This is a genomic window from Oceanobacillus sp. NCCP-135, assembly GCF_059698015.1.
In genome coordinates this window covers 132311-158283 of the sequence record NZ_BAAKSZ010000004.1, presented here as the reverse complement: position 1 = coordinate 158283, position 25973 = coordinate 132311, and the positions used below count along the sequence as shown (strand labels likewise).

Sequence of the window (25973 nt, the reverse complement as noted above, 5' to 3'; positions counted from 1 at the left end):
TTGAGCTTATTTTATTGGTGCGAAAGTTGAGTAAAGAATTAAAAAATAAAGATACCAATTTTTAAAAATGCACCTGAAAAATAAGGAGAAGTTTATCTTTCAGATGCCGAATATGGGTTAAACGCAATGTCAAGGCTGTATTTTAAATTCTACAAGCACTTGCATACCTTAGGCTGACTACGATTTTGTCGGTGCGAAAGTTGAGTTTTAATATAAGTTATTTATTGTATTGCAAACGGTGGACTGTGGGATTCTGCTTAAGGGGGACTTTTCCTTGTGGATGTGTGACCTTTCAGGGCAAAGGTGCACAGTTTTCAGGCGGGCTTGACATTTGCAGACGAGTGCAAGACTCTCGGGCGAGGGTGCACAGTTTACGGACGGGATCAACTTTAGCTGGCGGCTATGCGATATTTCGAAAGACAGAACTGGAAGAAATATAATACATTTTAATTTTAGGTGATCTTTAAACTCGGGCGCAATTGCCTTTTCCTAACTAATCAGCTACAATTCAATTGATATCAATTAGGAGTGTCTCGATAGATAGAGCAAAGGGGAGGAACATTATATGGAACAAGGAAAACGACAATCTGAATTGGCAAATATTATCCGTGAACGCCGGGCAGTTAAAAAAGGATATAATAATAAAGAGGTAACCGAAGAAACAGTAAGAGAATTATTGGATGATGCCATATGGGCACCAACACACGGGATGCGTCAGCCATGGAGATTTATATTTGTGGGAGCAGACCAAAAAGCTAATTTCGCAAAAAAGATTGCAGCAACGTACCCGGAAGAAAAACGGCAAAATCGCGAGGAATACTTAAATGAACCAAATGCATTCTTGATTGTTGTTATGGAAGAGCCAGAAATTCAAAAGCAATGGGAAGAGAACTTTGGTGCTGTAGCTGCAATGATTCAAAATTTCTGGCTACTGGCATGGGAGAAACAGCTTGGTATTGTGTGGAAAACTAATCCACATATTTATGAGCCTAAAGTAAAGAAAATTTTAAACATTGAAGAAAATGAAAAAATTGCAGGATTCATTCATCTTGGCTATTTCGACAAACAGCCGATTAAAAAGAATCGTATATCAGTTGCTGATAAATTTACAAGATTTAATGGATAATAAATGGTTGTCTTTTAGAGGTTGTTCAAAAAGACCGGTAAAAATGACACATCTAAGGGGATCTTCTAACTACGTACCGACACGTTCTAGAACTTCGCTAAAGCTTGCTCCAGCGAAAACCATGGGACTGTGCCAAGCAAGGCTCACCCATCGAAAACCATTGTGTCTAACGTAGAGTTCCCACATCACATGAGAAGCTCGTTGGCTTGCATTTTTGTTCCTTGGAAAAGAAGCATCCTTTTCCTGCGTGCTAGAACGTTTGCTCACGTATTAATTGCATACGTTTCGGTACGGGAACTACGCTGCCTCGAACTTCTCTGTCCTTTTTATCCTCCCTTTTGAACATCCACTTTTAGGGAGCAATTCCTCCACAGACAACCTTCTACTAATTATCCCACACTGTATTTCTCAATGAACTATCTCTTTCATGACGCTCAATTGCAAGTTCAATCAAACGTTTGATCAAATCAGGATAGTTGATTCCACTGATTTCCCACAGCTTCGGATACATACTTATTTTTGTAAAACCAGGCAATGTATTTACTTCATTTACATAGATATCTCCATTTTTGGTAAGAAAGAAATCTACCCTTGCCAGTCCCTCGCATTCTAGTGTTTCAAATGCTTTGATAGCTATTTCTTGCATTTCCTTCGTAACTTCATCTGATAATTCTGCAGGTATGGCAAGCTCTGCACCTTTTTCATCGATATATTTTGATTCATAGGAGTAAAATTCAGTATGTGGCAAAATTTCACCGAGCAATGAAGCCTTTGGATCTGTATTTCCTAGTACCGAGCATTCTAATTCTCGTCCGACAATATTTTCTTCAACGATTAGTTTATGATCATATTGAAATGCAGATTGGATACCTGCGTCAAATTCCTTTTTGGAAGATACCTTGCTTACACCTACAGAAGAACCCTGATTTGCCGGTTTGATAAACATTGGTGTACCTAAATATTCTACTGCTTTTTCATAGGTGATTTCATCTTTCTTTGCACTTGTAAAATTCAGCCCTTTGGCTACTTTTATTCCCGCATCTTTCAGAAGACGTTTGGCAATATCTTTATCCATACAAATAGATGAACCAAGAACACTTGGGCCCACAAACGGAAGATTAGCGAGTCGCAGCATTCCCTGCAGACTTCCATCCTCACCCAACGTTCCATGCACAATTGGAAATACTACATCCAGTTGTTCCAGCTGAACAGCATTTTCAGCATGAATAAGCTGTTTATCCATTTCACCTGGAACAATTGCAATCGGATCATTGGATTTATTCAAACGAATGCGCTTTGGATCTTCAGCATTCAGTAAATAGGAGGACTGATCATTCAAATGCCATTTTCCTTTTTTATCTATTCCTATTAAAAAAACATCAAATTTTGTTTTATCAATTGCTTCAACAATATTCTTGGCGGACTGGAGAGAAACCTCATGCTCTGCTGACTTTCCACCGAAAATAATCCCGACTTTTTTCTTAGTCATTTTCTGACTCCCTTCATTTAAAAAGCTATATATTAAAGATAGCATAAAACGGCTTGCTTTAAGAAGAAAAATCCTGTTTTCGATGGATAATATTTTGAAACATATTGTTCAACCTTATTCCCGCTGCTTAGCTGCTCTGTAGCTTAAATTCAACCTAAAAAAATTGCCTATATAATTAGTGCCGCAGCTGTCTTCTTAGTTTTACTAATTAGCTCACTTTCTAATTCCCCTGTGATTTCAGCCGCAATTTCAGAGATTCCAGTGCTATCTAAGCTATTCAATACAAAGCCATTAGACGTGATAATTACTGAAGGATTAGAAGAAGATAACTAAAATGTCTCCTACATTGATCAAATCGGAATATCTTTTATCCCAGACAGAGTTGTTACTATCAACATTTCTGGTGAAAGTATTATAAAAAGTTATCTTGAATCCGAAAAAATTGCTTCAATTAGCGATGTAGAATATAACATCGTCATATACAGTAAAGATGAAAAACAAATTAACTAAAGGATATAATTCCCTTTGGGTATTGGTTAGCAAAACGTAATCTAGAAATTCAATTCCAACTAATTTGTCAGCATCAACTAAACCTACGAGTTACACTTATATCTCCTTATAAAGGTGTAGTGAACCAATGGGATGATTATGAAAGCGAATTATTGAAGCTACGTTTTTAAGTATAGCTGACTTAAAATTTTTTTAGAAAATTTTAAGTCAGCCCTTGACATTCTTTTCAGACTCTTCTATGATTAAAATCACTAATTAAATTAACTTGAGCGTCGAAGAAGAAGAGTAGTCTATTTTGGACATTACAGAGAGCTGGTGGTTGGTGCAAGCCAGTGTGATCTAAGTAGATGAATGGGCTTCTGAGCTTCCAAACCGAACCATACATGCAGTAGGCTTTGGCGAACAGGTCTCATCGTTATACGAGACGAATATTATGCAGGAATGCTTGATATTGCTAAAGCGGCTGTTTTTCAGCTAATAAAGGTGGCACCACGGTCCCTCGTCCTTTTCGGATGGGGGTTTTTTTGTATTCTTTTTTTCAGCTTAATAGGCAAAAATTGTGGAGTAAGAGGAGTAGGCATAACTAAAGCGTTACAGAGAGCTGGTGATGGTGGAAGCCAGTACGTGACTTATGCTGAATGGACTTACGAGAGGTTTCTTGAACAAAAGTAGGGAAACTCGGGGATTCCGACGTTATACGGATAGGATATCGATTCATTAAACCCTGAATCCGTATCTGAACAAGATGATAAGATGTAAAGTTCTTTTCAACAGAGGTGGTACCGCGAATTATTCGTCCTCTATAAGCACATTAATATGTGTTTATAGAGGATTTTTTTATTTTCCAATGAAGAAAGGAGAAATCAAATGAACCAACCCGCAGTCTTTAAGTTCATTAAGTTAAATGCTGATACGCTAACACCAATAAGCATTTTTCAGCGTTTATCCGGTAAGAAGAGATTTTTGCTGGAAAGCACATTTCTGCATGAGCAGAAAGGAAAATATTCATTTATCGGTACTGATCCGTATCAGGAAATCATCGGACATGAAAATAAAACAACTGTAAAGACCTTAGAAAATGACAAAACCGAAAAACATAACCAACATGCACTGACTTATATCCAACAGCTTTTACCAAAAATAGATATAAATCTCCCCCTCCCTTTTTATGGCGGGGCTATCGGATACATCGGATATGATGCAATCCGGCAATTTGAGAATATCGGAAGCCCTTTGCCAGATGAACTGAATATGCCTGACATTCATTTTATGATCTATCAAGATGTAATCGTTTATGATCACACAAGCGAAATGGTCTATTTAATAGTGATGAACCCTAATCAACAGCCTGAGTCTATGTTGGACGATCGGTTAGAGCATCTGAGAAATAGGCTAATGACACATGCTAATACAACAGAGGATTCTCTTTCCGGCATCAATTTCCGACCAGAATTAACGGAAGAACAATTTAAAGAGAAAGTGGAGATTGCTAAAAAACACATTCTTCAAGGCGACATTTTCCAGGTCGTCTTATCCCAACGAATGAAAGCAACTATCGATGGGGATCCGTTCTCTTTTTATCGGAAGCTTAGGAAAACCAACCCTTCCCCATATATGTTTTATATCGACTTTGAGGACTATCTCTTATTGGGGGCATCACCAGAAAGCTTGATTCAAACGAACAGTCAGCATGTCGTTACAAATCCAATTGCAGGGACACGAGCACGTGGGAATACGCCTTTTGAAGATGAAGCACTTAAAAATGAATTGCTTGCAGATGAAAAAGAAATTGCTGAACATCGAATGTTAATCGATTTAAGCAGAAATGATCTTGGTCGAGTTTGTGAAATTGGCAGCATCAGCATTCCAACCTATATGAAAGTTGAAAAATATCAGCACGTTATGCACATTGTTTCTGAAGTTAAAGGGAAATTGAAGGCAAACTTCTCCAGTATTGATGCCTTAATTGCATGTCTACCAGCTGGGACTGTTTCCGGAGCACCAAAGATCCGGGCAATGCAAATTATCAATGAATTAGAGGAAAAGAAGCGAGGATCTTACGCTGGTGGCATTGGTTATATTAATTTTAATCATGATGTAAATATAGCTCTTGCCATACGATCACTTGTTATCAAAGAAAACCAAGCATATTTACAAGCTGGTGCTGGAATTGTTTATGATTCTGTACCGGAAAAGGAATACCAGGAAACATTGCAAAAGGCCAAATCTTTAATGGAGGTGTACGACCTTGATCCTGTTAATTGATAACTTCGATTCATTCACGTATAACATTTATCATTATTTTTCAGAGGAAGGTATTGATATGAAGGTTATCAGAAATAATCAAATCACACTGGAGGAAATTGAATCACTAAATCCGGAAGCGCTTGTTATCTCACCAGGCCCGGGTTTACCCGCTGAATCGGGGATTTGTCTGGATTTAGTTAGAACTTTTTATACTAAAATACCAATCCTTGGAATCTGCCTTGGTCACCAGACAATTGCAGAGGCATTAGGCGGAAGGTTATTGAAAGCAAAGATGATTAAGCATGGAAAAACATCACTGATCACCCATAATGGATCGGGGCTCTTTAGTTACCTGTCCCAACCGGTAGAAGTCATGCGATATCATTCCTATGTTATTGATAAAACTTCACTTCCTGCACAATTAGAAGTTGTTGCTACATCAATGGAGGACGATGAAGTTATGGCAATAAAACACCAGATTTACCCTGTATATGGTGTCCAGTTTCATCCAGAATCAATCGGTACAACAACAGGAAAAAGAATTATTCGAAACCTTTTAGTGGAAATCAGAAAGGAGACACATCAATATGAAAAATTATCTTGAAAAACTGATCAAGCGAGAAAACCTAACAGTGGAGGAAATGAAGGAAGCAACTAATTATTGTTTTACTGATGATGTAACGGAATCTGAAATCGCTGCTTTCTTAACGGCACTGCAATCTAAAGGGGAAACAGCAGATGAAATTGCCGGAATGGTTGACGTTATCCGTTCCCAATCAACGTTTCAAACAACTACTATAAAACATGCGATGGATAACTGCGGCACTGGTGGAGATAGATCTTACAGCTTTAATATTAGCACAACATCAGCATTTGTCATCGCTGGTGCCGGAGTTACGGTTGCAAAGCACGGAAACCGCAGTATCTCCAGTAAAACAGGTAGTGCTGATGTACTGGAATATTTAGGTGTCTCCCTTACGTTTACAAACGAACATGTGGATGAAATGCTTCAGGAAAACAAAATTGCCTTTTTATATGCACCAAATGTCCATAAAGCATTAAAGCCTTTTTCAAAAGTACGAAAAGATCTTGGATTGCCAACCATTTTTAATACGATTGGTCCTTTAACAAATCCCGTTCCATTGGATTCGCAATTACTTGGTGTTTATCGCCGCAATATGGTGCAAATGCTTGGTGAGGCATTGCGTAAGTTGGGCAGACGGCGGGCAGTGGTTGTAAACGGAGCAGGCTTCATGGATGAAGCATCACTTGCGGGTGTAAATCATCTTGTCATCCTTGATGAGGGAAAATTGACGCCATTTACACTGAGACCGGAAGAAGTGGATTTGCCCACCTATCAAAATGAGGAAATTCGTGGGGGCAATGCCAAAGATAATGCAGGAATCCTAAGAGATGTTTTAAACGGTAAGAAGGGCGCATATTATGACACCGTGCTCTTAAATGCAGGACTAGGGCTTTTTGCGAACGGCACAGCAAAAACTATTAAATCCGGTATCAATATCGCAAGGGAAAGCATCGCATCCGGGGCCGCAATGGAAAGATTACAGCGACTGGTAGAGTTCAGCAAAAAAATCCCAAGTGGGGTGTTATAAATGTCAATTTTGGAGAAAATCCTTGCCCAGAAAGAGAAAGAAGTCGCACAATTAATTAATCAAACGTTTGATCAACCGATTCGCAAAAAGGTTGCTTCCTTTAAAGAAAACGTTAGAGCTTCCAAAAACATGGCAGTAATTTCTGAAATCAAACGATCTTCCCCATCCAAAGGGGCAATTGATATGAAAGTTGACCCGGTAGCTCAAGCCAAGAAATATGAAACATTCGGTGCTGCTGCTATTTCCGTATTAACAGATCAAACCTTTTTTAATGGTTCGATGGAGGATTTAACAGCTATAAGAAATGCAGTTGATCTACCAATTTTATGCAAGGATTTTATGATCGATCCAGTTCAAATTGATCAAGCCAGGTCTGCCGGTGCCAACATTATTCTGCTGATTGCTGCAGCTCTATCTGATACCGAATTGAAAGGTCTTTACGAGTATGCAAGGAACCGTGACCTGGAAGTTTTGTGTGAAGTTCATAATGAAGAAGAAATGAAACGTGTACTGAAACTTAACCCAGACATTATCGGTATCAATAATCGTAATTTAAAAACATTTGAAGTTAGCCTGGAGACGACCAAAAAATTAGCCTCTATGGTAACAAATAAAGAAACAATCCTAATCAGTGAGAGTGGAATAAAAACTGGGGATGACGTTGCACTTGTAAGCGAAGCCGGAGCCGATGCCATACTAGTCGGGGAAACATTGATGCAGTCAGCAGATTTGGCTCAAACCTTTCAGGATTTGCAAATACCTGATTATAGAACAGAGGTCGAAAGTAAGAGGTCGGATTGGTAGATTAGTAGAAATTGGCGGGTTAGTCATTTTCAATATGTAAGCTTCACCAGTTTTATTTTAAAAACACCAGGGTTTTAAAACACAATGATGGGATTTTTTAAAAAGGAGTGAATGAAACGATGCTAGTTAAAATTTGTGGCATAAAAACGAAGGATGCGGCAATCACTGCAGCTGAGTTCGGTGCAGACTTTATTGGTTTTATTTTTGCAGGGGGAAAGCGACAGATTACACCAGAAGCTGCAGCAAACATAGTTAAGACTCTCCCCTCTTCTGTCCAAAAGGTTGGCGTGTTTGTAAATGAATCTGTGGACGAGATGCAGGAGATTGCAGTAACAGTTGGACTAGACTTTATTCAGCTTCATGGTGATGAGCCGCCTGAAGTCGCAAAAAATCTTGGTTATAAAATTATTAAAGCATTTCCAGTGGATCCTGAACGCGTGAAGGATATCCAAGGCTACCCATGTGACTATTATTTACTGGATAGTCCATTTGGGAAAAACCGTGGTGGGAATGGCACAACATTTGATTGGAACTTAACGGAGAAACTATCAATTGACCCTTCAAAAGTCATATTAGCTGGAGGGCTGTCCCCGGACAATGTGTCTGATGCTATACACCTTGTAAAGCCAGCAGCTGTTGACGTGTCCAGTGGTGTGGAAACAAATGGTGTAAAAGACCATATGAAGATTAGAAGATTTATTGAAACAGCTAAAAGTACTGGAAAGGATGAGACCATTGACAGCATATACAATGCCTGATGAAACAGGAAGATACGGCAATTTCGGCGGCCGCTTTATACCGGAATTACTAATGCCTGCCGTAATCGAATTGGAAAAAGCATATGAGGAAGCAATCAAAGATCCTAAATTTATCGAGAAGTTAAATTACTATTTAAAGCAATATGTCGGCAGGGAAACACCACTATATTATGCGGAAGGAATCTCCAAGAAAATCGGTGGTCCCGCAATTTTTTTGAAACGGGAGGATTTAAATCATACAGGGGCACACAAAATTAATAATACTGTTGGTCAGGCTTTGTTAACACAAAGAATGGGAAAGGAAAAGGTTGTGGCTGAAACAGGTGCCGGACAGCATGGTGTAGCAACCGCAACTGTCTGTGCATTGCTCGGCCTGGAGTGTGTCGTATTTATGGGTGAAGAGGATATCCGCCGTCAAAAGCTGAATGTTTTTCGCATGGAACTATTGGGAGCAACGGTTCAGAGTGTATCTCAGGGTAGCGGAACATTAAAGGATGCAGTAAATGAGGCCTTGCGCTACTGGGTCAGCAATGTAAATGACACCCACTATATCCTTGGCTCTGTTGTTGGCCCACATCCCTTCCCAAAAATTGTTCGTGATCTGCAGGCAGTGATCGGAAAAGAAACAAAACAGCAAACCCTTGAGCAAACAGGTAGGCTGCCGGATGCAGTTGTTGCCTGTGTTGGTGGCGGAAGCAATGCAATGGGAATGTTTTATCCATTTATTGAGGATAAAGACGTGAAGTTATTTGGAGTGGAGGCCGGGGGTGTCGGTCTTGAAACAAATCAACATGCTGCAACATTATCCAGTGGGAATGTTGGCGTGTTACACGGCACATTAACACATTTATTACAGGACAGTCATGGACAAATTGAAGAAGCTTTTTCCATTTCTGCAGGACTGGACTATCCCGGTGTCGGTCCTGAACACAGCCATTTACATGAATCAAAAAGGGTTACCTATACATCCATTACAGATGAGGAAGCATTGGAAGCCTTTCAGTTTTTATCAAAAACAGAAGGAATTATTCCTGCCCTTGAAAGCGCACATGCAGTAGCATATGCTTTAAAGCTCGCTAAAGAAATGAACCAGGATGAAACACTTGTCATTTGTCTTTCCGGGCGTGGCGATAAAGACGTGGAACAAGTAAAAAATATATTGGAGGGAAAATAACATGGGTAAGGAAAAACTGGAGCATGCATTTCGTAAAAAGCAATCAGCCAATGGAAAATTGTTTATTCCTTATATTATGGCAGGTGATGGTGGTGTGGAAATTTTAGAAGAGCGGATTGCATTTCTGGAGGAATGTGGTGCTGCAGCGATAGAGCTTGGCATCCCATTTTCCGATCCAGTTGCTGACGGGCCAACCATTCAGGAAGCTGGTATCCGGGCCCTGAAAAATGGCACAACATTGACTGTAATATTGGATACGCTGAAAACCTTTCAGGAAACACGTACCATTCCAATCATTTTAATGACCTATCTAAATCCGATTTATAGCTATGGGATTGCTGACTTTGCTGCCGCCTGCAAGGAGTCTGGTGTTGATGGGATCATTATTCCCGACTTGCCAATGGAAGAAGAAGGTATAGTTGCTGGTGTATTGAAGGAAAACAGTATCGCTTTTATACACCTTGCTGCAATGACCAGCCCAGCTGATCGTCTCAAGGAAATCGCAAAAAGATCTGAGGGCTTCCTCTATGCGGTTTCCGTAACCGGCACTACCGGGGCACGCTCCGTTCATGATGAAAGCGTAAAAGACTATCTTCAGCTGTTGAAGGAGAACAGTTCTGTTCCTGTACTTGCGGGCTTTGGTGTTTCTACAATTGAGCAAGCACACGGGCTTGGAGCAAATTGTGATGGAGTAATTGTTGGCAGTAAAATCGTTGATCTGCTTCATCAAGGAAAGGAAGAAGAAGTCAGAAAATTGATCAAGGGAAGTGCAACTGCTGAATTTGTTTCTTAGGTAGGTTTTCGGCGGAACCTTGATTAAATTGGTGAATGCACAACTTCAGGCGGGTGATTCACAACTTCTAGTGATGGTGCACGACTTTGAGTGAATGTGGTTGTTGAGAGGAGTTCTCACGGACAGTGCGAGCTTGGATTCGGGCTGTTTTGTCCATGAGAAGTGTTCTCTTGGACAGTGCGAGATGGAATCTGGGCTCGTTTGTCCGTGAGAGGCGTTCTCACGGACAGTGCGGCTTGGATTCGGGCTGTTTTGTCCATGAGAAGTGTTCTCACGGACAGTGCGAGCTTGGATTCGGGCTGTTTTGTCCATGAGAAGTGTTCTCTTGGACAGTGCGAGATGGAATCTGGGCTCGTTTGTCCGTGAGAGGCGTTTTCATGGACAGCGCGGGCTTGGATTCGGGCTCGTTTGTCCGTGAGAGGCGTTCTCACGGACAGTGTAGAAAAACCGGGTGGGTGAATATAGAGAATGGAAAAAAAGAATGAGAGAATAATGAGTGACAAACCGCAATATGAGGAAAAGTTTCATCCTATTTTTTTGATACGTTGGTTGCAGCAACAAAAGTTGTGACAGATGAAGAATTTGAGTTATTTTTCTGATTATATCACCATGAATTAAACATATTAAGAAAGAATTCTTACTACAATTCAAGAGATTGCAAGTACGGAATTCTTCGAGAACAGGGATTCCGTACGATGACATTTCACTCAAGGTTACCAAAAACTGATACTGGAAATATGAGAATTATATTTAAAATTGATGATAACGAGAAAATTATATTTTATTTCGTTGTTGGAAAACAGATAACCAAAGACCCAGATCCGCAGAAGATATTTATTCCAAAGCTGACAGTGTTAAATGACATAGAAGATAGTAATTAGGACTTGACAGAAATGGAACATACATATAATTATATATGGTTCAATCACATTTTGCGGGAAGGGTTGATTAAGTTGCTTTATTCGGAACCGGTATAATGTGTTTTTAAAGAAACAAAACTATTAATTTCCCCGTACTTTGTGAAAGATCCTTATATATTAATGATATATAAAAAAACCAGTTGTCCCCAATATCTGGAGACAACCGGTTTTCATTATCTTGCTAATGAACGAATGAAGTCATAATCTAATGCTACTTTTTCTCTTTGCAATTGTTCTTCATTTTTTTGATAATAATAATCTCTGGTCTTTCTATTCAACATCAATTTAGTTTGATTTTTTTTACTGTTTACTTTTCTCAATCTCATCATTTTCACACCCTTATCTTTTTAAAATGACTAGTCAGTTTACATGATATTGTTGTATTTTTAATATTGTTACACACAGTTACATTATGTCAAATATGCAAACATTGCCGCTTCCATTTCTTTAATGCGTTTCTCCACTTTATCTTCGTCATAGCCAATCGTTGCATGTAGCCAAATACCATCATGCAATTCCCAGAACAGTGCAGCTGCTTTTTCGGGGTTGATATTCTGTTTGAATTCACCTGCATCTATTCCCTCTTTAATGATTTCCTCTGTCATTGAGAACATGACATCAAAGCGATCCGTAAGAATGTGCTGCACATCTGGTGAGTCTGTTGAATAAAGCCAGAACTCAATATGAACACGCATCATCTTTTTCTTGTTTAAGTCATACGGAATATCTGTATTAATCCAATATTTCAGTTTTTCCCTTGGGGTATCCATCTTATTCAAACTTTCTTTAAGTTTCTCGAGGGATTTTTCTCTGTTCTCTTGAAGTAGATTGATAAAAATATCTTCCTTGCTTGCAAAGTAATTATAAAAAGATCCCTTACTTAATTTTGAATAACTCACAATATCATCCACCGTGGAAGCATAATATCCTTTTGCAGAAAAACACTCCAATGCAGCCTGAAGTAACGACAGTCTTTTCTCTTCTTTTGCTTCATCTGAAATCCTTGGCAATTTCTGCACCTGCTTCCCATCAATAGATTAAAACTGACTGGATAGTTTATATAAATTGTAGTCTATTTTGACACAATTTACAAGGGTTATGCTCCAAATAGTTGTGACATATTTTTGTCCGATTTAAAAGGCGTTTTTTTTGAATATCCTTTCTTTTCTATGTTATTTGTTAATTAAGCCTTTACATTAAATTTATTCATGTTACGATAGACGTAGAAAATTTCTATAGCAATATTAGCACTAGGGGAGCTGTTAAATCGGCTGAGAAGGACTGTTATGTTCTGACCCTTTGCACCCGAACTGGATAATACCAGCGTGGGGAAGTGTGGTCGATGTGTATATGTTACGTTTATTTTTGATGACAATACATACTAGTCAGACTGCATTCCCCAGGGATGCAGTTTTTTTATCGTCTAGGAAATTATAAAATTTGTGGCTGTGGATAACAAAACAACCGAAGCAGCCACGCCCAGCGCTTTTGTTCTAGGCAAAAAATCTAAAAATCGGTGTAGACAGGCACCTATCAAACTAGGAGGGGTTTCGTATGACAAATCAAACTTGTACTATAAGTGATCTTGCGGGGGTTAGTTTTTCTATTCATCCCATGACCGACAATTTTATCGAGATCATAAAAGGAGCATTGAATGAAGCTGACACAACAAAGGTATTTATGAAAACAGATGATGTGACGACAACGGTAAGAGGAAAGCTTGTCCATGTTTTTGACGTAACAAAGGCTATTTTCATGTATGCATCGAAAAGCGGTGAACATATAGCATTTCAAGCAACCTATTCATTAGGATGTCCAGGTGATTCGTCAGATGACATTTACATGGCAGAAGATGATAGCCCACTAAATGCTGAACGAATAAATAATATGAAGCAAACAGTTGCCTCCAAATTTTCACTCTACCCTCTAGGTGACGGAAATTATATGAATATGATTTATGAGCAGATCGAAGCAATGAAACAGTATGTTACAGTTTCCCCTTCTCATTACTCAACCCGCTTAGATGGAGAAGCAATTGCAATATTCAATGGTCTGGAACAAGTATTTAAAGCAACAGTTCAAGGTGGATCCAGTCATACGGTTATGACTGTTTCTATTTCTGCGAACAGTCCCTCACATAATGGAGAAGCGAAAAATGAATAACTGGCGTTTTAAAGAAATCGTTGTAATGTCAGCACTGTCAGTTGTTTTCGCAGTTGTTTATTTAGCCTTTTTACCTGTAGGGAAAATCCTTGTAGGCTTCTTCGGTCCAATAGGCTATGACCTTATTTTTGGTATTTGGTTTATTGTTTCCATTATCGCTGCATATATCATTCGCAAGCCTGGTGCAGCATTTTTATCAGAAACCATTGCCGCAATGATCGAAGTTTTAATCGGCAATGCCGTTGGTCCAATGCTTATTATTGCGGGTATGATACAAGGAATTGGTGCGGAAGCTGCTTTTGCTGCTACACGCTGGAAAAACTATTCTACATGGGTGCTTATGGCTGCTGGAGTTGGCTCCGCAATAACCAGTTTTATCTATGGTTATTTTATGAGTGGTTATGTCGCACTAGCTACAGGTTATGTTCTGGCAATGTTTGTAGCACGTCTCATTAGTGGAGCACTGATTGCCGGGTTATTAGGAAAGGCATTAAGTGATGGCTTAGCAAAAACAGGAGTCCTATCCAGCTATGCTTTAGGCAAAGAATATCGAAGGAAGTATTCCGCATGATACCATTTATTAAAGTCAATCACCTTTCCTTGCGATTTGAAAATCAACTAAAAAAGGATATCCTATCCGATGTATGCTTTGAACTAAATCACGGTGAAAGCATACTACTACTTGGACCAAGCGGTAGCGGTAAAAGCACACTGTCTTTTTGTCTAAATGGGATTTATCCAAGGGAATTAGACGGTGAATTCCAAGGTGATATTTTTATAGACGGTAAGAAAACAACAGACTACCGCCCTGGTGAACTAAGTCAACACATCGGTGTCGTATTTCAGGATCCCGAAACACAATTCTGCATGCTTACTGTAGAAGACGAGATTGCTTTCGGTTTGGAGAATATCCGCGTTCCCAATAATTTAATGGAAAAGAAAATTAATCGCGCTCTGGATTTGGTTCAAATGCTTCCATTTAAAAATGAGATGATCGCCTCTCTCTCTGGTGGGCAAAAGCAAAAATTAGCATTAGCCTGTATTCTCGCCCTTGAGCCTTCACTTCTTGTTTTAGATGAACCAACAGCAAATCTTGATCCTGTTGCAACAAAGGATTTAATACAGACCATTCACAATTTAAAAGAAAAAACCAATTGTTCCGTGATTATCATTGAACATCAATTAGATGGTTGGACGGAATTAGCTAAAAGATGTCTGCTTCTAAATAAGGATGGAGAAATTTTCTATGATGGTTCATTGAGAAATGCGATAAAAGATAATATTCTTCATTTCAATTCAGAAGGGATTTGGCTTCCTAAAGTCACCCAATACCTGTTGCAGCATGTACCGAATGAAACAAAAAATATTCCATTAACGATGGAGGAGTTTTCTGAGCAGGCTTATTTATGGCATCCAACAGAGTGGAAGGAGACTAGACAAATTAATCCTTTACGCACTCCTGTTTTATTGGATGCTTCCCATATTACCTGGTCCAGAAAAAACAAAGAAATTATTAAAGCTGTGTCACTTACGATTTATGAGGGTGAATTCATTGCCATTGTGGGTGCAAATGGTAGTGGAAAAACCTCCCTCTCTCGTTTATTGTCTGGAATTCAAAAACCCACTTTCGGTACCATCCAATTAAAGAAAAAAATGCTAAAACAATGGAAGGAATCCGATTTACGCAAAAACGTAGGCTATGTTTTTCAAAATCCAGAGCATCAATTTATCACAAATTCTGTTTTTGATGAGGTGGCATTTGGGTTAAGACTACAGAAAAAAACAGAGGAAGAAATTAAGGAAAATGTAAATTCTATATTGCAGATCTGTGGTCTACTCCAATACGCAAATGAGCATCCATATACATTAAGTCAGGGGCAAAAACGCCGGTTAAGTGTAGCAACGATGATAATCGATAATCAGCAATTGCTTATTTTGGATGAACCAACCTTTGGACAGGATGCCCATTCAATCATGGAACTAATGAAGCTTTTGCAGGAGCGCTATTTATCTGGAACAACCATCGTTATGATTACACACGACATGGAGCTCGTGAACGACTATGCCACAAGGGTTATTGTAGTGAACGAAGGAGAACTATCAGCTGATTGTACACCAGCAGAGTTATGGAATACAGCTTCTGAAAAACTGAGCGAATGGCAATTGGAGATCCCTATACCGATACAACTCAAAAATAAATTTCAAAAGGAGACCAGCTATGTTTTTACATCATCTTAATCCAAGTATAAAAGCACTGACCATTGGAATAAATGTTATTCTGCTGGCGCTCATTTTCGACCCTGTTACACCTTTTGTTTTTCTGTTATTTACTATCGGTCTGACATTTACCTGTGGCAGGATTAATATTAAAAAATATCTGTTCTATTTTATTCCGTTTTCTATACTGGCCTTTGGAATGTTATGGACCACCATTGCCTTTGCTGATACACCGAAAAATCCAGATGATATCATCACAGTTTTTGGTTTGGCTTATCCAAGAGAATCACTGTTGACAGCAATCGCACTTTCCTTACGAGTGTTAAGTGTAGCTGCTTTATCATTGTTATTTATTTTTACGACAAATATTGTTGATTTTATATTAAGTTTGATCCAGCAGCTAAAGCTTCCACCAAAAATTGCCTATGGAGTCTTGGCTGGCTATCGATTCTTGCCAATGATGAAGGATGAATTAACAATCATTCATGCAGCACATCGAATACGTGGTGTTAATCAGGCGCTCACGTGGAAGGAAAGGTTGAGCCAATCTAAACGCTATTCGATCCCATTATTAGCCAGCGCCATCCGTAAAGCTGAAAGAACTGCAATTGCTATGGAATCAAAAGGTTTTACTGGGGATAAAAACAGGACATTTTATCGTCGTTTTACCATTTCATCAAAAGATTTCCTCTTCCCCATCATTATGTTTGCCGCTTTTGCAACAGCTGTTTATACATCAGTGCAACTTGGCTATTTCAATTGGTATAACGGAGAGCTTTAGGATGATCCAAACGATTTACATGAAGGAGGGAATTATGTGAAAGAGGAATGGGGTTTTTTAGATACAGGATTTCAAAATGCTGCTGAAAATATGGCACTGGATGAATCTTTGCTCAATTGGCATAGCGAGGGGAAAATCCCTCCCACCTTACGAATGTATGGCTGGTCAAAACCAAGTCTTTCCATTGGGCATTTTCAATCCGTCGAAGCAATTAACTTTAAAGCATTAGAAAGGCATAACTGCCAATCCGTCCGGAGATTAACAGGCGGCAGTGCTGTGCTTCATGATGATGAACTAACATATAGTATTGTGATTTCTGAGGAACACCCAAATATTCCGGGTTCCATCAGGGAAGCTTATTACAGTTTATCCAAAGGACTTCTGGAAGGATATAAAAACTTAGGTATCCATGCTGATTACGCATTACCAAAAGGAAAATCAGATAAATCCGCAGTCTGTTTCGAAAGAGCTTCCTTCTATGAGCTGATGGTTGATGGGAAGAAGATATCAGGAAATGCCCAAACAAGAAAGAAAGGTGTTTTGCTTCAGCATGGTTCAATCCCAATTACCATCGATGAAAAGTTGTTATTTGATTTATTCCGATTTCCATCTAAAAAAATTTTAGAGAACAAACGTATGGAGTTTTTTCAAAAAGCCTCGGCGATTCAACAGCTTACAAATAAAACGCATACGTTTGAAGAGATAAAGGCTGCTTTTATGGAAGGCTTTCGAACAGGATTAAATATAACTCTGCGGCCAATTACATTATCTGAAAGTCAATGGCAAGAAATTTACGAATTAGCAAGGACGAAATACGCATCTGTTTCATCAACTATTTCAGAAGGGATTGAAAAAAAGTGAAAAAGCAGCAGGAATACATCCGAAAACCAGACTGGTTGAAAATAAAAATTAATACAAACAAAAGCTATACCGGATTAAAAAAGCTGATGCGCGATAAGAAACTGAATACGGTATGCGAGGAAGCAAAATGTCCAAATATACATGAATGCTGGAGTGAGCGAAAGACAGCTACATTTATGATTTTAGGTGACACCTGTACACGTGGTTGTCGCTTTTGTGCTGTAAAAACCGGTCTGCCGAATGAATTGGATTGGGGAGAACCACAGAGAGTGGCAGAATCTGTAACCATTATGGGATTAAAACATGTCGTAGTAACTGCGGTAGCTCGTGATGACCTAAAGGATGGCGGTGCTGCGGTTTTTGCAGAAACTGTCCGAGCAATTCGCCATGAAAATTCAGGCTGTACCATAGAGATACTTCCTTCCGATATGAAAGGAGATTATGAAAGCCTGCACACATTAATGGACAGCAAACCAGATATTTTCAATCATAATATTGAAACCGTCAGACGATTAACCAAACGGGTACGTGCTCGAGCGATGTACGACCGGTCTCTGCAGCTTCTCAAACGCGTCAAAGAGATTGCCCCAGCCACTCCAACGAAATCGAGCATTATGGTTGGACTTGGTGAAACAAAAGAAGAAATCATTCAGGCAATGGATGATTTACTAGCACATAACGTGGATATAATGACAATCGGGCAATATTTACAGCCATCCAAGAAACATCTTTTTGTGGAGCGCTATTATCATCCAGATGAATTCGCTGAATTAAAGGAGATCGCCCTGGAAAAGGGATTTCGCCATTGTGAATCAGGACCACTTGTCCGTTCATCCTATCATGCAGATGAGCAAGTCAGCCAGGCATCTGCACAACGCAGAATTAAATACATGAAAGGTTATGAGAAACAGGAAGATAAAAGGATTGACTTTAAATTTTAAGGATCTTTCACAAAGTACGGGGAAATTAACAGTTTTGTTTCTTTAAAAACACATTATACCGGTTCCGGGTAAACCAATTGAACCAACCTTCCCCGCAAAATATGATTGAACCAATTTTAATTATATAGTATAAAAAAACAGGCAAGCTTAGCATCAGCGTGCCTGTTTTTCATCAAAAGGAGTATGGGTAAAATCATTTTTATTAGTTGGTCTCTGGTATTGCTGCATTCATTTCTTTTTCCTCATTTACACCACGCTGTTTATATCTCACTAAACGGATAGCATTTAAAATTACAATCAATACGCTCAGTTCATGGATCAACATTCCTGATGCCAAGAATACTTTGCCTAGCAAAACTCCTGCTAACAGCAATGCTACAGTTCCTACTGCAAAGAACATATTCTGTTTCATATTGCGGACAGTTGCTTTTGCCAAGGAATAAGCATATGGGATGTTGTTCAGTTTATCTGCCATTAATACAACATCTGCTGTTTCCATTGCTGCATCTGTACCTGCTGCACCCATTGCCAGTCCGACATCTGCCAGGGCTATTGCCGGTGCATCATTAATTCCGTCCCCTACCATCGCAACACGGTATCCTTCAGCCTTCAATCGTTTAATATGATTCACCTTATCTATCGGAAGCATTTCTGCAAAGACCTGATCGATGCCAAGCTGACCAGCTACTTTTTTAGCTGTATGTGGATTATCCCCTGTCAGCATTACCGTTTGTTTTACACCTGTAGCTTTTAATTCTCTTATTGCGTCAGCCGCTTCCTGGCGAATTTGGTCAGCGATGGAAATGACGCCTGCTAGCTTATTATCAATTCCCACGAATATCGCTGTGTTACCATTCTTTTCTTCCTGAACAGCATAATTTTCAATGTTTCCTGGAAGCTGGATTTCATTTTTATTCAATAGCTTACGGTTTCCGATAACTACCGATTTTCCAGCAACAGTTGCATACAATCCATGCCCTTTCTCAACGGTGAAGTCTTCTGGTTCATTTATTAATGTGAGTCCACGAAGTTCTGCTTCATTAACAATAGTCCTACCTAAATGATGCTCAGAAATTATTTCAGCTTCTGCTGTTATTTTTAAAAGTTCTGCTTCTTTCATTCCAAAAGCTTTCAATCCTGTTACTGCAGGTTTCCCTTTAGTAAGCGTGCCAGTTTTGTCAAAAACAATCACATCGATTTTTGCGAGATTTTCCATAACCTCGCCACCTTTTATTAATGTACCATTCTTGGCCCCATTACCAATTCCGGCAACAAGTGATACTGGAGCAGAAATAACAAGTGCTCCAGGACATGCTATGACTAAGAAGGTGATAGCTAATTCAACATTCTGTGTGAATACAAAGACTAAGACAGATAATACAAGGATTGCTGGAGTGTATACATTTGCAAATCGTTCAAGGAATTTCTGTGTTTTTGCTTTCGCTTCCTGTGCTTCTTCAACCAATTCAATGATTTTTGCAAACGTTGTATCATCTCCGACTTTTTCTGCTTCAACTTCGACATATCCATTATCAATAATTGTTCCACTAAAAACCTGATCTTTTAATTTTTTACTTGCAGGAACAGATTCTCCTGTAATTGCCGCTTCATTAATAAATGCTTGACCAGAGACGATTCTGCCGTCAATGGCAACTTTTTCACCTGATTGAATCAGAATGCGATCCCCTTCTTTAATTTCGTCGACAGGCATGATCATGCGTTCACCATTTTTAAGTACAGTTGCTTCAAGTGGTGCCATATCCATTAATGTTCTAAGTGATGAGCGTGTTTTTTCCAATGTTCTTGCTTCTAAATATGCCCCGAACAAGAATAGAAATGTTACTGCTGCTGATTCAACATATTCTCCAATAATCAAAGCTCCGATAACTGCGATTGTTACAAGCAGTTCAATACTAAATGCTTTCATCATGACAGACTGGATTGCTTTTTTCGCAATGGAATAACCTGCTACAAACGTTCCGGCGATAAGTGCTATGTTTTCCCAAATTTCCATATCCAGAAAATGAAACATAAGTGCTAAAGCTAATAATATTCCCGAAGCAATAACGACATGAATCTTTTTGATTTTACCCATTTTAATTTACCCCTTTCGAAAAATGTATGAGCTGCTCCTGCTGCAGGGGCAGCTCTGTAAACTTAAGCTGTCTTGCTTGATAATACCGGATAACCTAATTTTTCAATGGTTGACTGTAATTTTCCTGCTGTAACATGATCTTCATCAAAGGTTGCTTTTACTTTGCTGGAATTAAACATTACCTTTGCTTCTTCTACTCCATGCATTTTCCCTAAATTACCTTCGATTTTTTTAATACAGGATGGACAAGTTAATGGTTCTAATTGAAATTTAATTGTTGTCATTTTGTTTCTCTCCTTTGTTTTGTTCTATCTTCATTGTAGATGCTGTTCTGAGTTGATTCCTTGACGTAGGTCAAGATTTAACTTTTATGTGGAATTTGACGAAAAACGACTAATCCTTTTTACTTTTGCCTTTCTTAGTCGAAAGCATTTACATTAAAACATAAGTGCCACATAATACTGAATGGATATTCAAAAAAAGAAGTGGAGGCATTTTAATATTGTATATGCAGGAAAATTTAATGCAATCGATTAACAAAAAAAGACAAGAAATGATTAAGTTAGCCTTTAAGAGGACGTTCAAAAAGTCCGGTCCTGTTTTTCCTCATCCCTATCCTGTTTACGTATTAAATCGATTATACGACCTGAGGATAATATAGTTAAAGTACGTAGCTAGTGGACCTTTATCTGGTTCGTATATCTCGTATGCATTCCACATGGCAAATAAGCCTTCTTGGTAAATTCCTGATGCGTGTCTCTTATGTTTAATCTGTGGATGTGGTAGTGAATTCTAGTTCATTCTGCTTGAAAATTTCTTCGAATGTTACTTTCTTTTTATCCATTTGCCACCTCCTGAGCTTTTTAGATCCTTCTTTGTATCTACAATTTGTATTAACTTTTAATTTGGTGGCATAAATTATATCGAACTAACGTCTGTATATCTCTATCTGCCATCCTAGGTAAAGTTAATTTGCTAGTAATTATCCATTATTTTAGAACATATGTATCTATATATAAAGTACTTTATCAGAATTCCTGGAATAATACCGCTATTTTTGATTGTATTAGCGAAAGAGGGATCATTCTATAAATTAGATATTCATAAAGTATAAATCCTAGATCCAGTGACAGGAACAGATACATTTCTTAATGAAAGCATTGGAATTATACGAAAAAGTATTTGAAATCGAGCGTGCGAAGATTACAGATTTCCCCAATGGTAAAAATGAAATCATCTTTAGGGTATACGGCGTACACCTTCACATGCTGGATAAAAATCTAACTTTTGAGTTGAAGCACCAAACTCAAATGAACCTCAAACAATTTGGTTTAACATCACTGTCCCTGATGGCTTTACAAGTCTTCTAGCCGAAACTTGGATTAACATGTCCACTCCGGTTGAATCCTCATCCAATTGGCAATCATGATAACAGATTATTGGATTGGAGTGCTCATATGAATTTTATAGCATTGGCAGTAGAACTAGTTACCGGATTTGTTGTCCTGTTTATTTTAATTAAAATACTTGGCAAAAAAATCATCGATCAGATTACACCGTTTACCTTTATCGCAGCGATTGTTCTGAGTGAGCTGCTAGGAAATGCACTGTATGATGAGAAAGTCGGAGTCGAATATATTATCTTTTCCATGACATTGTGGGCAATCATGATTTTTGCTGTGGAATTTCTTAGCCAGAAGTCCCTGCTGTTCCGAAAAATTTCTGAGGGTAAGCCATCGGTGTTGATTCACAACGGCATTATCAATCGCAACCAGCTGAAAAAGAATCGCATGAATATTAACCAGCTTCAGAGCCTCTTGCGCCAGTCTGAAACTTTTTCAATCCGCGAAGTTGCGTATTGCTATCTTGAGGCAAACGGATCCATCAGTATCCTGAAAAAAACACCGAAGCAGAAGTTGCAGCAGGAGGATATAGAGCTTCCGCCGAAAACGGTGCATGTTCCAGTGACGCTAATTCGTGATGGGGAATTGCTACATGATGAACTAGTGGAAATCAGGAAGAGCTCTGACTGGTTAAAAAATGAGCTAAAAAATCAGGGAGTTGATAATTTCCGTGATGTTTTCCTGGCTGAGTGGTTGGAAGGGGAAGGACTTTTTGTGCAAACTTTCAAACAGGTATCAGGTGAGTACTAACGTCAATGATATTAGAACCCTTTGGATTGTAATATCAAATGATACTTTACGAAGATGTGAACATTTGGGAAAGAAAGAGGAATACTTTTGAATGATTTTCAAATTATCTGAAGAGATCCAGTAGTGTATATTTCAAGATATGGCGTAACTAGTAGAGAATATGCCTTAGCACTGGCTTACTTGGGCATCGATATTAAAATTGAACTATATATGGAATTTCCCATAGAGGAGGATTGCTACAAAAAAAAATCACGAAAAAACCCTGACAGCTTGTGGCAGGGTTTTTGTAGTATGAGCTTAACCTTTACTTTCTCTACTATTTTCCAGCATTCCTTATGGTGTAGTTGTCGGTGGAGTTGCAGGTGCTGGTGTTTCTGGTGCTGCAGGTGCTGGTGTTTCTGGTGCACCAAATACAGTTGTATTAGGTGTTAGATTTTGAGGATTATTAATAGTTACAGGACCTGTTTGCTCACAGCGGCGCTTATTCAGATCTTTAAACTTGCCATTTCTTTCAATGCCTTGACGAAGTACTGTAATGTGAGTACGCACAATAGCTTTGAATAAGAGTAAATTAATAACAGTTCCACCAGTAGCATCTGTAGCTATTAAATCCTGGAAGAATTGTGCTTCAACCACCGGAGCAGTTTCAATTACTTGATCACCAGGACAGAGTCCCTTAACATCTGTATGCTCCTGGAAGAATACGCGGATTGGAATACGCAGCCCTATTACCCCAAGAGCGGTTTCGATATCAAGTGTAGCAGGGATATATCCTAAATTAATAACTTTATCTTTAATAACGGTTACCTCTTGCACAATATTCGTATAGTCTGGTGTTACCCGAACATTCACTAGTCCCCCTACGAGACCACCAATGAGGTCAAGAATAGCAGTAGGATCAAGTGGACCGCCTGCCCCGAGGGGACCAACGGCAGCAGGTAATAAAAATTCTGCAGTTTTTTGTACATCTTTTGAACATATTACCTTTTCAACCAAGGCCCCCTGTTGACATTCACATTTTTCCTTCCCGCAGCTATTACAACAATGATGATAGTGTCTTTCATCATCTTCATAATACTTATTCACATTATAAAAATTTCTTCTTTGACTCATTTATCCATGTCTCCTCCTTTTAAGTTATTAATAGAAGCTTTTCTGCCTATTAATTGCATTTAATCTATTAGCTAGAAAACTTCCTTACGCTAATATATATATGTTATTATTTTGCTTTTGAATAGATAGATGTACCTGTACAAGCGCACATTTCTAATATATTATTTTTAAATATGCTTTTCTAAAGACCAAAAAAGCCAGTGATCAACTGGCTTTTCTAGGTAAGAGTATATTCATGGGTAAATCTACTACAAGCTTGTATCGATTTATATTATGTTTATGCATTTGATAATAAATTGAATCAGCGCAACTACCAACGTATACACACATTTTACTATTTTTTTAGGACAACTAACTCATTTTTAGTAGAAAATAGACTATTATACAATCTTTACTATGTACATTTCATACAGTAATAGTGAATTAACTATACTGAATAAGGAGAGAGATTTTATGGGTAATTATAGGAATAGAGAGTGTTATAAACCTGAAAAAAAGAACGTAGATGATTGTGTATGTGATGTAGTAAGGAATATTGTTGAGGTACAGGATGAAGTGCTGGATAATTGTTGTGCAACCGGATGCGATAGCTCCATTCAACAACTGCGCGGTACAAAGTACGGACTTGATCCACAAAATACAACGGTTCCATTCATGCTTTATTGTAGCGGTACTTGTAAACCATTTGTAGGCAGTGGTGTATTTCGATCCCCCGCAAACGAAGAATCATTCTTCGGCTGTGCAGAGTCTCCTGTTTTCAGGGCAAAACATTTTGTTAAAGGCAGTGACTGCTGTGTAAAATTAGAGCTTTTATTACCAGTTGCAAAAAAATGTGGAATTGTAGCACCTGTCCTGGATAGCTGCAGCAATTCGATTTGTTCGTTTTTCCCAGCAGATGATCATGTAACAGACTTTCTTGCGACAGGAATTTGTTTAACAGTCAATTTAGAACATTTTATTGGTATTACTTGTTTAGATCCTATTACACCATTACCAGCCAAAGAATTCCCCCATTCCAATAAGCATACAAACTACTAATTTATCCTGCCTCTAGGGTAATTAAGTTTTTTCATTAATAAGTGCTGCAGTATAACTCTTCTATGTGCGGGAGGCATATTATAATAAAATGAAGTAGACTTCCTAATTGAAGAGGTCTACTTCGAATTTTTTCTGTCTTTTTTTAGCCTGATTATGTTAGAATTGCGGAAACATATGATATGGTATAGGTAATCCGGTAAGAAAATTAGATCTAGAGACATCCTAAATTGTAGTAAACACTATGCATACTAGGAACCCTAATTTATTGCCATAAAAACAACATTGGGAGAATTAAAACATGAGCGAATTTAAGGAACTAACAAGTATCGGCATGGTAGAAAGCTTCATTGAAGACAACCAACTGGCATTTCTTTATATCTCACGTCCCAACTGCAGTGTCTGCCATAGCTTACTGCCACAGGTTCAGAAATTAATGATGAAATACCCAGAAATATCACTTGGTCATATAAATGCAGAGGATGTAGAAGAAGTCGCTAGCCGCTTTTCTGTATTTACTGTCCCAGTACTATTGCTTTTTGTCGAAGGAAAAGAATATATACGTGAAGCACGAATTGTTCACATGGATCTTTTTGATGAAAAAATTAATAAAATATATGAAAATGTGGTTGGATAATCATTCGAATATCTTAGAAAACTTAGCATTCGCCGTAAAGGATCGCACTCTAAAGTATAAGGGTTTCTAATATTTTTGATTGTATCTTTCATCCCTAGCCTCTTGTCCAATGACACTCCAAAATTTCTGATCTTTTTCTCCTTTTGGAGGCATACTCCCATATAAAGATAGTAACGAATTTTTCTTTACATTACTATAATTTCTTCTGTTTCTTCATGATAATTAAAATCCACTTTATCACCAGGTTCAGCATATAATTTTTCCCTTATTAAGATAGGTACAGTGATTTGATTTTTAGATGATAACGTGGAATAAGTGGTTTTTAACTTCCTCTTTTCACTTTTATCTTCAAGTTTTGACATCTAAATTTACACCTTCCCTTCTTTACTTATATAAAAAGTAAAGGAGCAACAATTTTCATACATTTCCTCGTGCAATTTGAAATGCTACCTTGCCTTCAATAAAAAAACCACTGACCAAAGAAAACCGTGGATCTAGCGTGACTATTATTCATATCCATGATGCTTTTCCAAAATATACTTT

26 protein-coding genes, 1 riboswitch and 2 other annotated features are annotated in these 25973 nt (G+C 38.4%); of the genes, 19 read left to right on the top strand and 7 right to left on the bottom strand.

What is annotated here, in order from left to right; genetic code table 11:
- The first annotated feature begins 565 nt into the window (after positions 1-565).
- Complete coding sequence (locus tag AC6HVZ_RS04665) at positions 566-1126, top strand: nitroreductase family protein (protein ID WP_497556977.1); 561 nt, start codon at positions 566-568, stop codon at positions 1124-1126.
- Between the two features lie 385 nt (positions 1127-1511).
- Here AC6HVZ_RS04665 and ddlA read toward each other — a convergent pair whose 3' ends face one another.
- Complete coding sequence (gene ddlA / locus AC6HVZ_RS04660) at positions 1512-2615, bottom strand: D-alanine--D-alanine ligase (protein ID WP_497556976.1); 1104 nt, start codon at positions 2613-2615, stop codon at positions 1512-1514.
- A gap of 773 nt (positions 2616-3388) precedes the next feature.
- Positions 3389-3635: a binding site (T-box leader), on the top strand.
- 41 nt (positions 3636-3676) lie between these two features.
- Positions 3677-3929: a binding site (T-box leader), on the top strand.
- A 63-nt stretch (positions 3930-3992) separates the two neighbouring features.
- Here ddlA and trpE point away from each other — a divergent pair.
- The 8 genes from trpE (at position 3993) to AC6HVZ_RS04620 (ending at position 11395) form a co-directional block, all read left to right on the top strand.
- Complete coding sequence (trpE, locus tag AC6HVZ_RS04655; RefSeq protein ID WP_497556975.1) at positions 3993-5390, top strand: anthranilate synthase component I; 1398 nt, start codon at positions 3993-3995, stop codon at positions 5388-5390.
- Positions 5374-5976 (top strand): anthranilate synthase component II, encoded by a 603-nt coding sequence (locus tag AC6HVZ_RS04650; protein WP_497556974.1) that lies wholly within the window; start codon positions 5374-5376, stop codon positions 5974-5976. The genes trpE and AC6HVZ_RS04650 overlap by 17 nt, the downstream gene beginning before the upstream one ends.
- Positions 5960-6985 carry an anthranilate phosphoribosyltransferase gene (gene trpD / locus AC6HVZ_RS04645; protein ID WP_497556973.1) on the top strand — a complete coding sequence of 342 codons (1026 nt, stop codon included), beginning with the start codon at positions 5960-5962 and terminating at the stop codon, positions 6983-6985. Before AC6HVZ_RS04650 ends, trpD begins: the two co-directional genes overlap by 17 nt.
- On the top strand, positions 6986-7789 hold the full coding sequence (trpC, locus tag AC6HVZ_RS04640) for an indole-3-glycerol phosphate synthase TrpC (protein WP_497556972.1): 804 nt from the start codon (positions 6986-6988) through the stop codon (positions 7787-7789).
- Positions 7790-7908: 119 nt separating this feature from the next.
- Entirely contained in the window at positions 7909-8547 is a 639-nt protein-coding gene (locus AC6HVZ_RS04635) for a phosphoribosylanthranilate isomerase (protein ID WP_497556971.1), read from the top strand.
- Complete coding sequence (trpB, locus tag AC6HVZ_RS04630; RefSeq protein ID WP_497556970.1) at positions 8525-9721, top strand: tryptophan synthase subunit beta; 1197 nt, start codon at positions 8525-8527, stop codon at positions 9719-9721. The genes AC6HVZ_RS04635 and trpB overlap by 23 nt, the downstream gene beginning before the upstream one ends.
- Before the next feature lies 1 nt (position 9722).
- The gene (gene trpA / locus AC6HVZ_RS04625; RefSeq protein WP_497556969.1) at positions 9723-10514 is read left to right on the top strand and encodes a tryptophan synthase subunit alpha; all 792 of its coding nucleotides are present in this window, start codon (positions 9723-9725) and stop codon (positions 10512-10514) included.
- A 695-nt stretch (positions 10515-11209) separates the two neighbouring features.
- On the top strand, positions 11210-11395 hold the full coding sequence (locus AC6HVZ_RS04620; RefSeq protein ID WP_497556968.1) for a hypothetical protein: 186 nt from the start codon (positions 11210-11212) through the stop codon (positions 11393-11395).
- Between the two features lie 212 nt (positions 11396-11607).
- Here AC6HVZ_RS04620 and AC6HVZ_RS04615 read toward each other — a convergent pair whose 3' ends face one another.
- Both AC6HVZ_RS04615 and AC6HVZ_RS04610 read right to left on the bottom strand, forming a co-directional pair.
- A complete protein-coding gene (locus AC6HVZ_RS04615; protein WP_497556967.1) occupies positions 11608-11763 on the bottom strand; it encodes a hypothetical protein in 156 nt (51 codons plus the stop codon).
- Between the two features lie 81 nt (positions 11764-11844).
- Positions 11845-12444, bottom strand: a complete 600-nt coding sequence (locus AC6HVZ_RS04610) for a TetR/AcrR family transcriptional regulator (RefSeq protein WP_497556966.1) — start codon at positions 12442-12444, stop codon at positions 11845-11847.
- Positions 12445-12676: 232 nt separating this feature from the next.
- A riboswitch (TPP riboswitch) is annotated at positions 12677-12783 on the top strand.
- Positions 12784-12988: 205 nt separating this feature from the next.
- On the opposite strand from AC6HVZ_RS04610, the gene AC6HVZ_RS04605 reads away from it, so the two are divergent.
- The 6 genes from AC6HVZ_RS04605 to lipA are packed head-to-tail and all read left to right on the top strand — an operon-like array spanning position 12989 to position 18397.
- Positions 12989-13597 (top strand): YkoF family thiamine/hydroxymethylpyrimidine-binding protein, encoded by a 609-nt coding sequence (locus AC6HVZ_RS04605; protein WP_497556965.1) that lies wholly within the window; start codon positions 12989-12991, stop codon positions 13595-13597.
- Positions 13590-14168, top strand: coding sequence for an ECF transporter S component (locus AC6HVZ_RS04600; protein WP_497556964.1), 579 nt, complete (start codon positions 13590-13592; stop codon positions 14166-14168). The genes AC6HVZ_RS04605 and AC6HVZ_RS04600 overlap by 8 nt, the downstream gene beginning before the upstream one ends.
- Positions 14165-15835 carry an ABC transporter ATP-binding protein gene (locus AC6HVZ_RS04595; protein WP_497556963.1) on the top strand — a complete coding sequence of 557 codons (1671 nt, stop codon included), beginning with the start codon at positions 14165-14167 and terminating at the stop codon, positions 15833-15835. The genes AC6HVZ_RS04600 and AC6HVZ_RS04595 overlap by 4 nt, the downstream gene beginning before the upstream one ends.
- Complete coding sequence (locus AC6HVZ_RS04590; protein WP_497556962.1) at positions 15816-16595, top strand: energy-coupling factor transporter transmembrane component T family protein; 780 nt, start codon at positions 15816-15818, stop codon at positions 16593-16595. Before AC6HVZ_RS04595 ends, AC6HVZ_RS04590 begins: the two co-directional genes overlap by 20 nt.
- Before the next feature lie 36 nt (positions 16596-16631).
- On the top strand, positions 16632-17456 hold the full coding sequence (locus AC6HVZ_RS04585) for a lipoate--protein ligase family protein (RefSeq protein ID WP_497556961.1): 825 nt from the start codon (positions 16632-16634) through the stop codon (positions 17454-17456).
- The gene (lipA, locus tag AC6HVZ_RS04580) at positions 17453-18397 is read left to right on the top strand and encodes a lipoyl synthase (RefSeq protein WP_497556960.1); all 945 of its coding nucleotides are present in this window, start codon (positions 17453-17455) and stop codon (positions 18395-18397) included. Before AC6HVZ_RS04585 ends, lipA begins: the two co-directional genes overlap by 4 nt.
- Positions 18398-18599: 202 nt before the next feature.
- On the opposite strand, the gene AC6HVZ_RS04575 is transcribed toward lipA, so the two are convergent.
- Both AC6HVZ_RS04575 and AC6HVZ_RS04570 read right to left on the bottom strand, forming a co-directional pair.
- Positions 18600-20492: a heavy metal translocating P-type ATPase gene (locus AC6HVZ_RS04575; RefSeq protein ID WP_497556959.1), complete on the bottom strand. Its 1893-nt coding sequence runs from the start codon at positions 20490-20492 to the stop codon at positions 18600-18602.
- 62 nt (positions 20493-20554) lie between these two features.
- Positions 20555-20776 (bottom strand): heavy-metal-associated domain-containing protein, encoded by a 222-nt coding sequence (locus AC6HVZ_RS04570; protein WP_497556958.1) that lies wholly within the window; start codon positions 20774-20776, stop codon positions 20555-20557.
- 867 nt (positions 20777-21643) lie between these two features.
- Between AC6HVZ_RS04570 and AC6HVZ_RS04565 the strand changes: the two genes are divergently transcribed.
- Together AC6HVZ_RS04565 and AC6HVZ_RS04560 are read left to right on the top strand one after the other, a co-directional pair.
- Complete coding sequence (locus tag AC6HVZ_RS04565; RefSeq protein WP_497556957.1) at positions 21644-21862, top strand: hypothetical protein; 219 nt, start codon at positions 21644-21646, stop codon at positions 21860-21862.
- 87 nt (positions 21863-21949) lie between these two features.
- On the top strand, positions 21950-22645 hold the full coding sequence (locus AC6HVZ_RS04560) for a DUF421 domain-containing protein (RefSeq protein WP_497556956.1): 696 nt from the start codon (positions 21950-21952) through the stop codon (positions 22643-22645).
- A gap of 333 nt (positions 22646-22978) precedes the next feature.
- Here the strand turns inward: AC6HVZ_RS04560 and AC6HVZ_RS04555 are convergent, their stop codons facing one another.
- Positions 22979-23758: a hypothetical protein gene (locus AC6HVZ_RS04555; protein ID WP_497556955.1), complete on the bottom strand. Its 780-nt coding sequence runs from the start codon at positions 23756-23758 to the stop codon at positions 22979-22981.
- 453 nt (positions 23759-24211) lie between these two features.
- Between AC6HVZ_RS04555 and AC6HVZ_RS04550 the strand changes: the two genes are divergently transcribed.
- Positions 24212-24796: a CotY/CotZ family spore coat protein gene (locus AC6HVZ_RS04550; RefSeq protein WP_497556954.1), complete on the top strand. Its 585-nt coding sequence runs from the start codon at positions 24212-24214 to the stop codon at positions 24794-24796.
- A gap of 298 nt (positions 24797-25094) precedes the next feature.
- Complete coding sequence (locus AC6HVZ_RS04545; protein ID WP_497556953.1) at positions 25095-25430, top strand: thioredoxin family protein; 336 nt, start codon at positions 25095-25097, stop codon at positions 25428-25430.
- A gap of 185 nt (positions 25431-25615) precedes the next feature.
- Here the strand turns inward: AC6HVZ_RS04545 and AC6HVZ_RS04540 are convergent, their stop codons facing one another.
- Positions 25616-25792 carry a hypothetical protein gene (locus AC6HVZ_RS04540; RefSeq protein WP_497556952.1) on the bottom strand — a complete coding sequence of 59 codons (177 nt, stop codon included), beginning with the start codon at positions 25790-25792 and terminating at the stop codon, positions 25616-25618.
- Positions 25793-25973 lie beyond the last annotated feature (181 nt).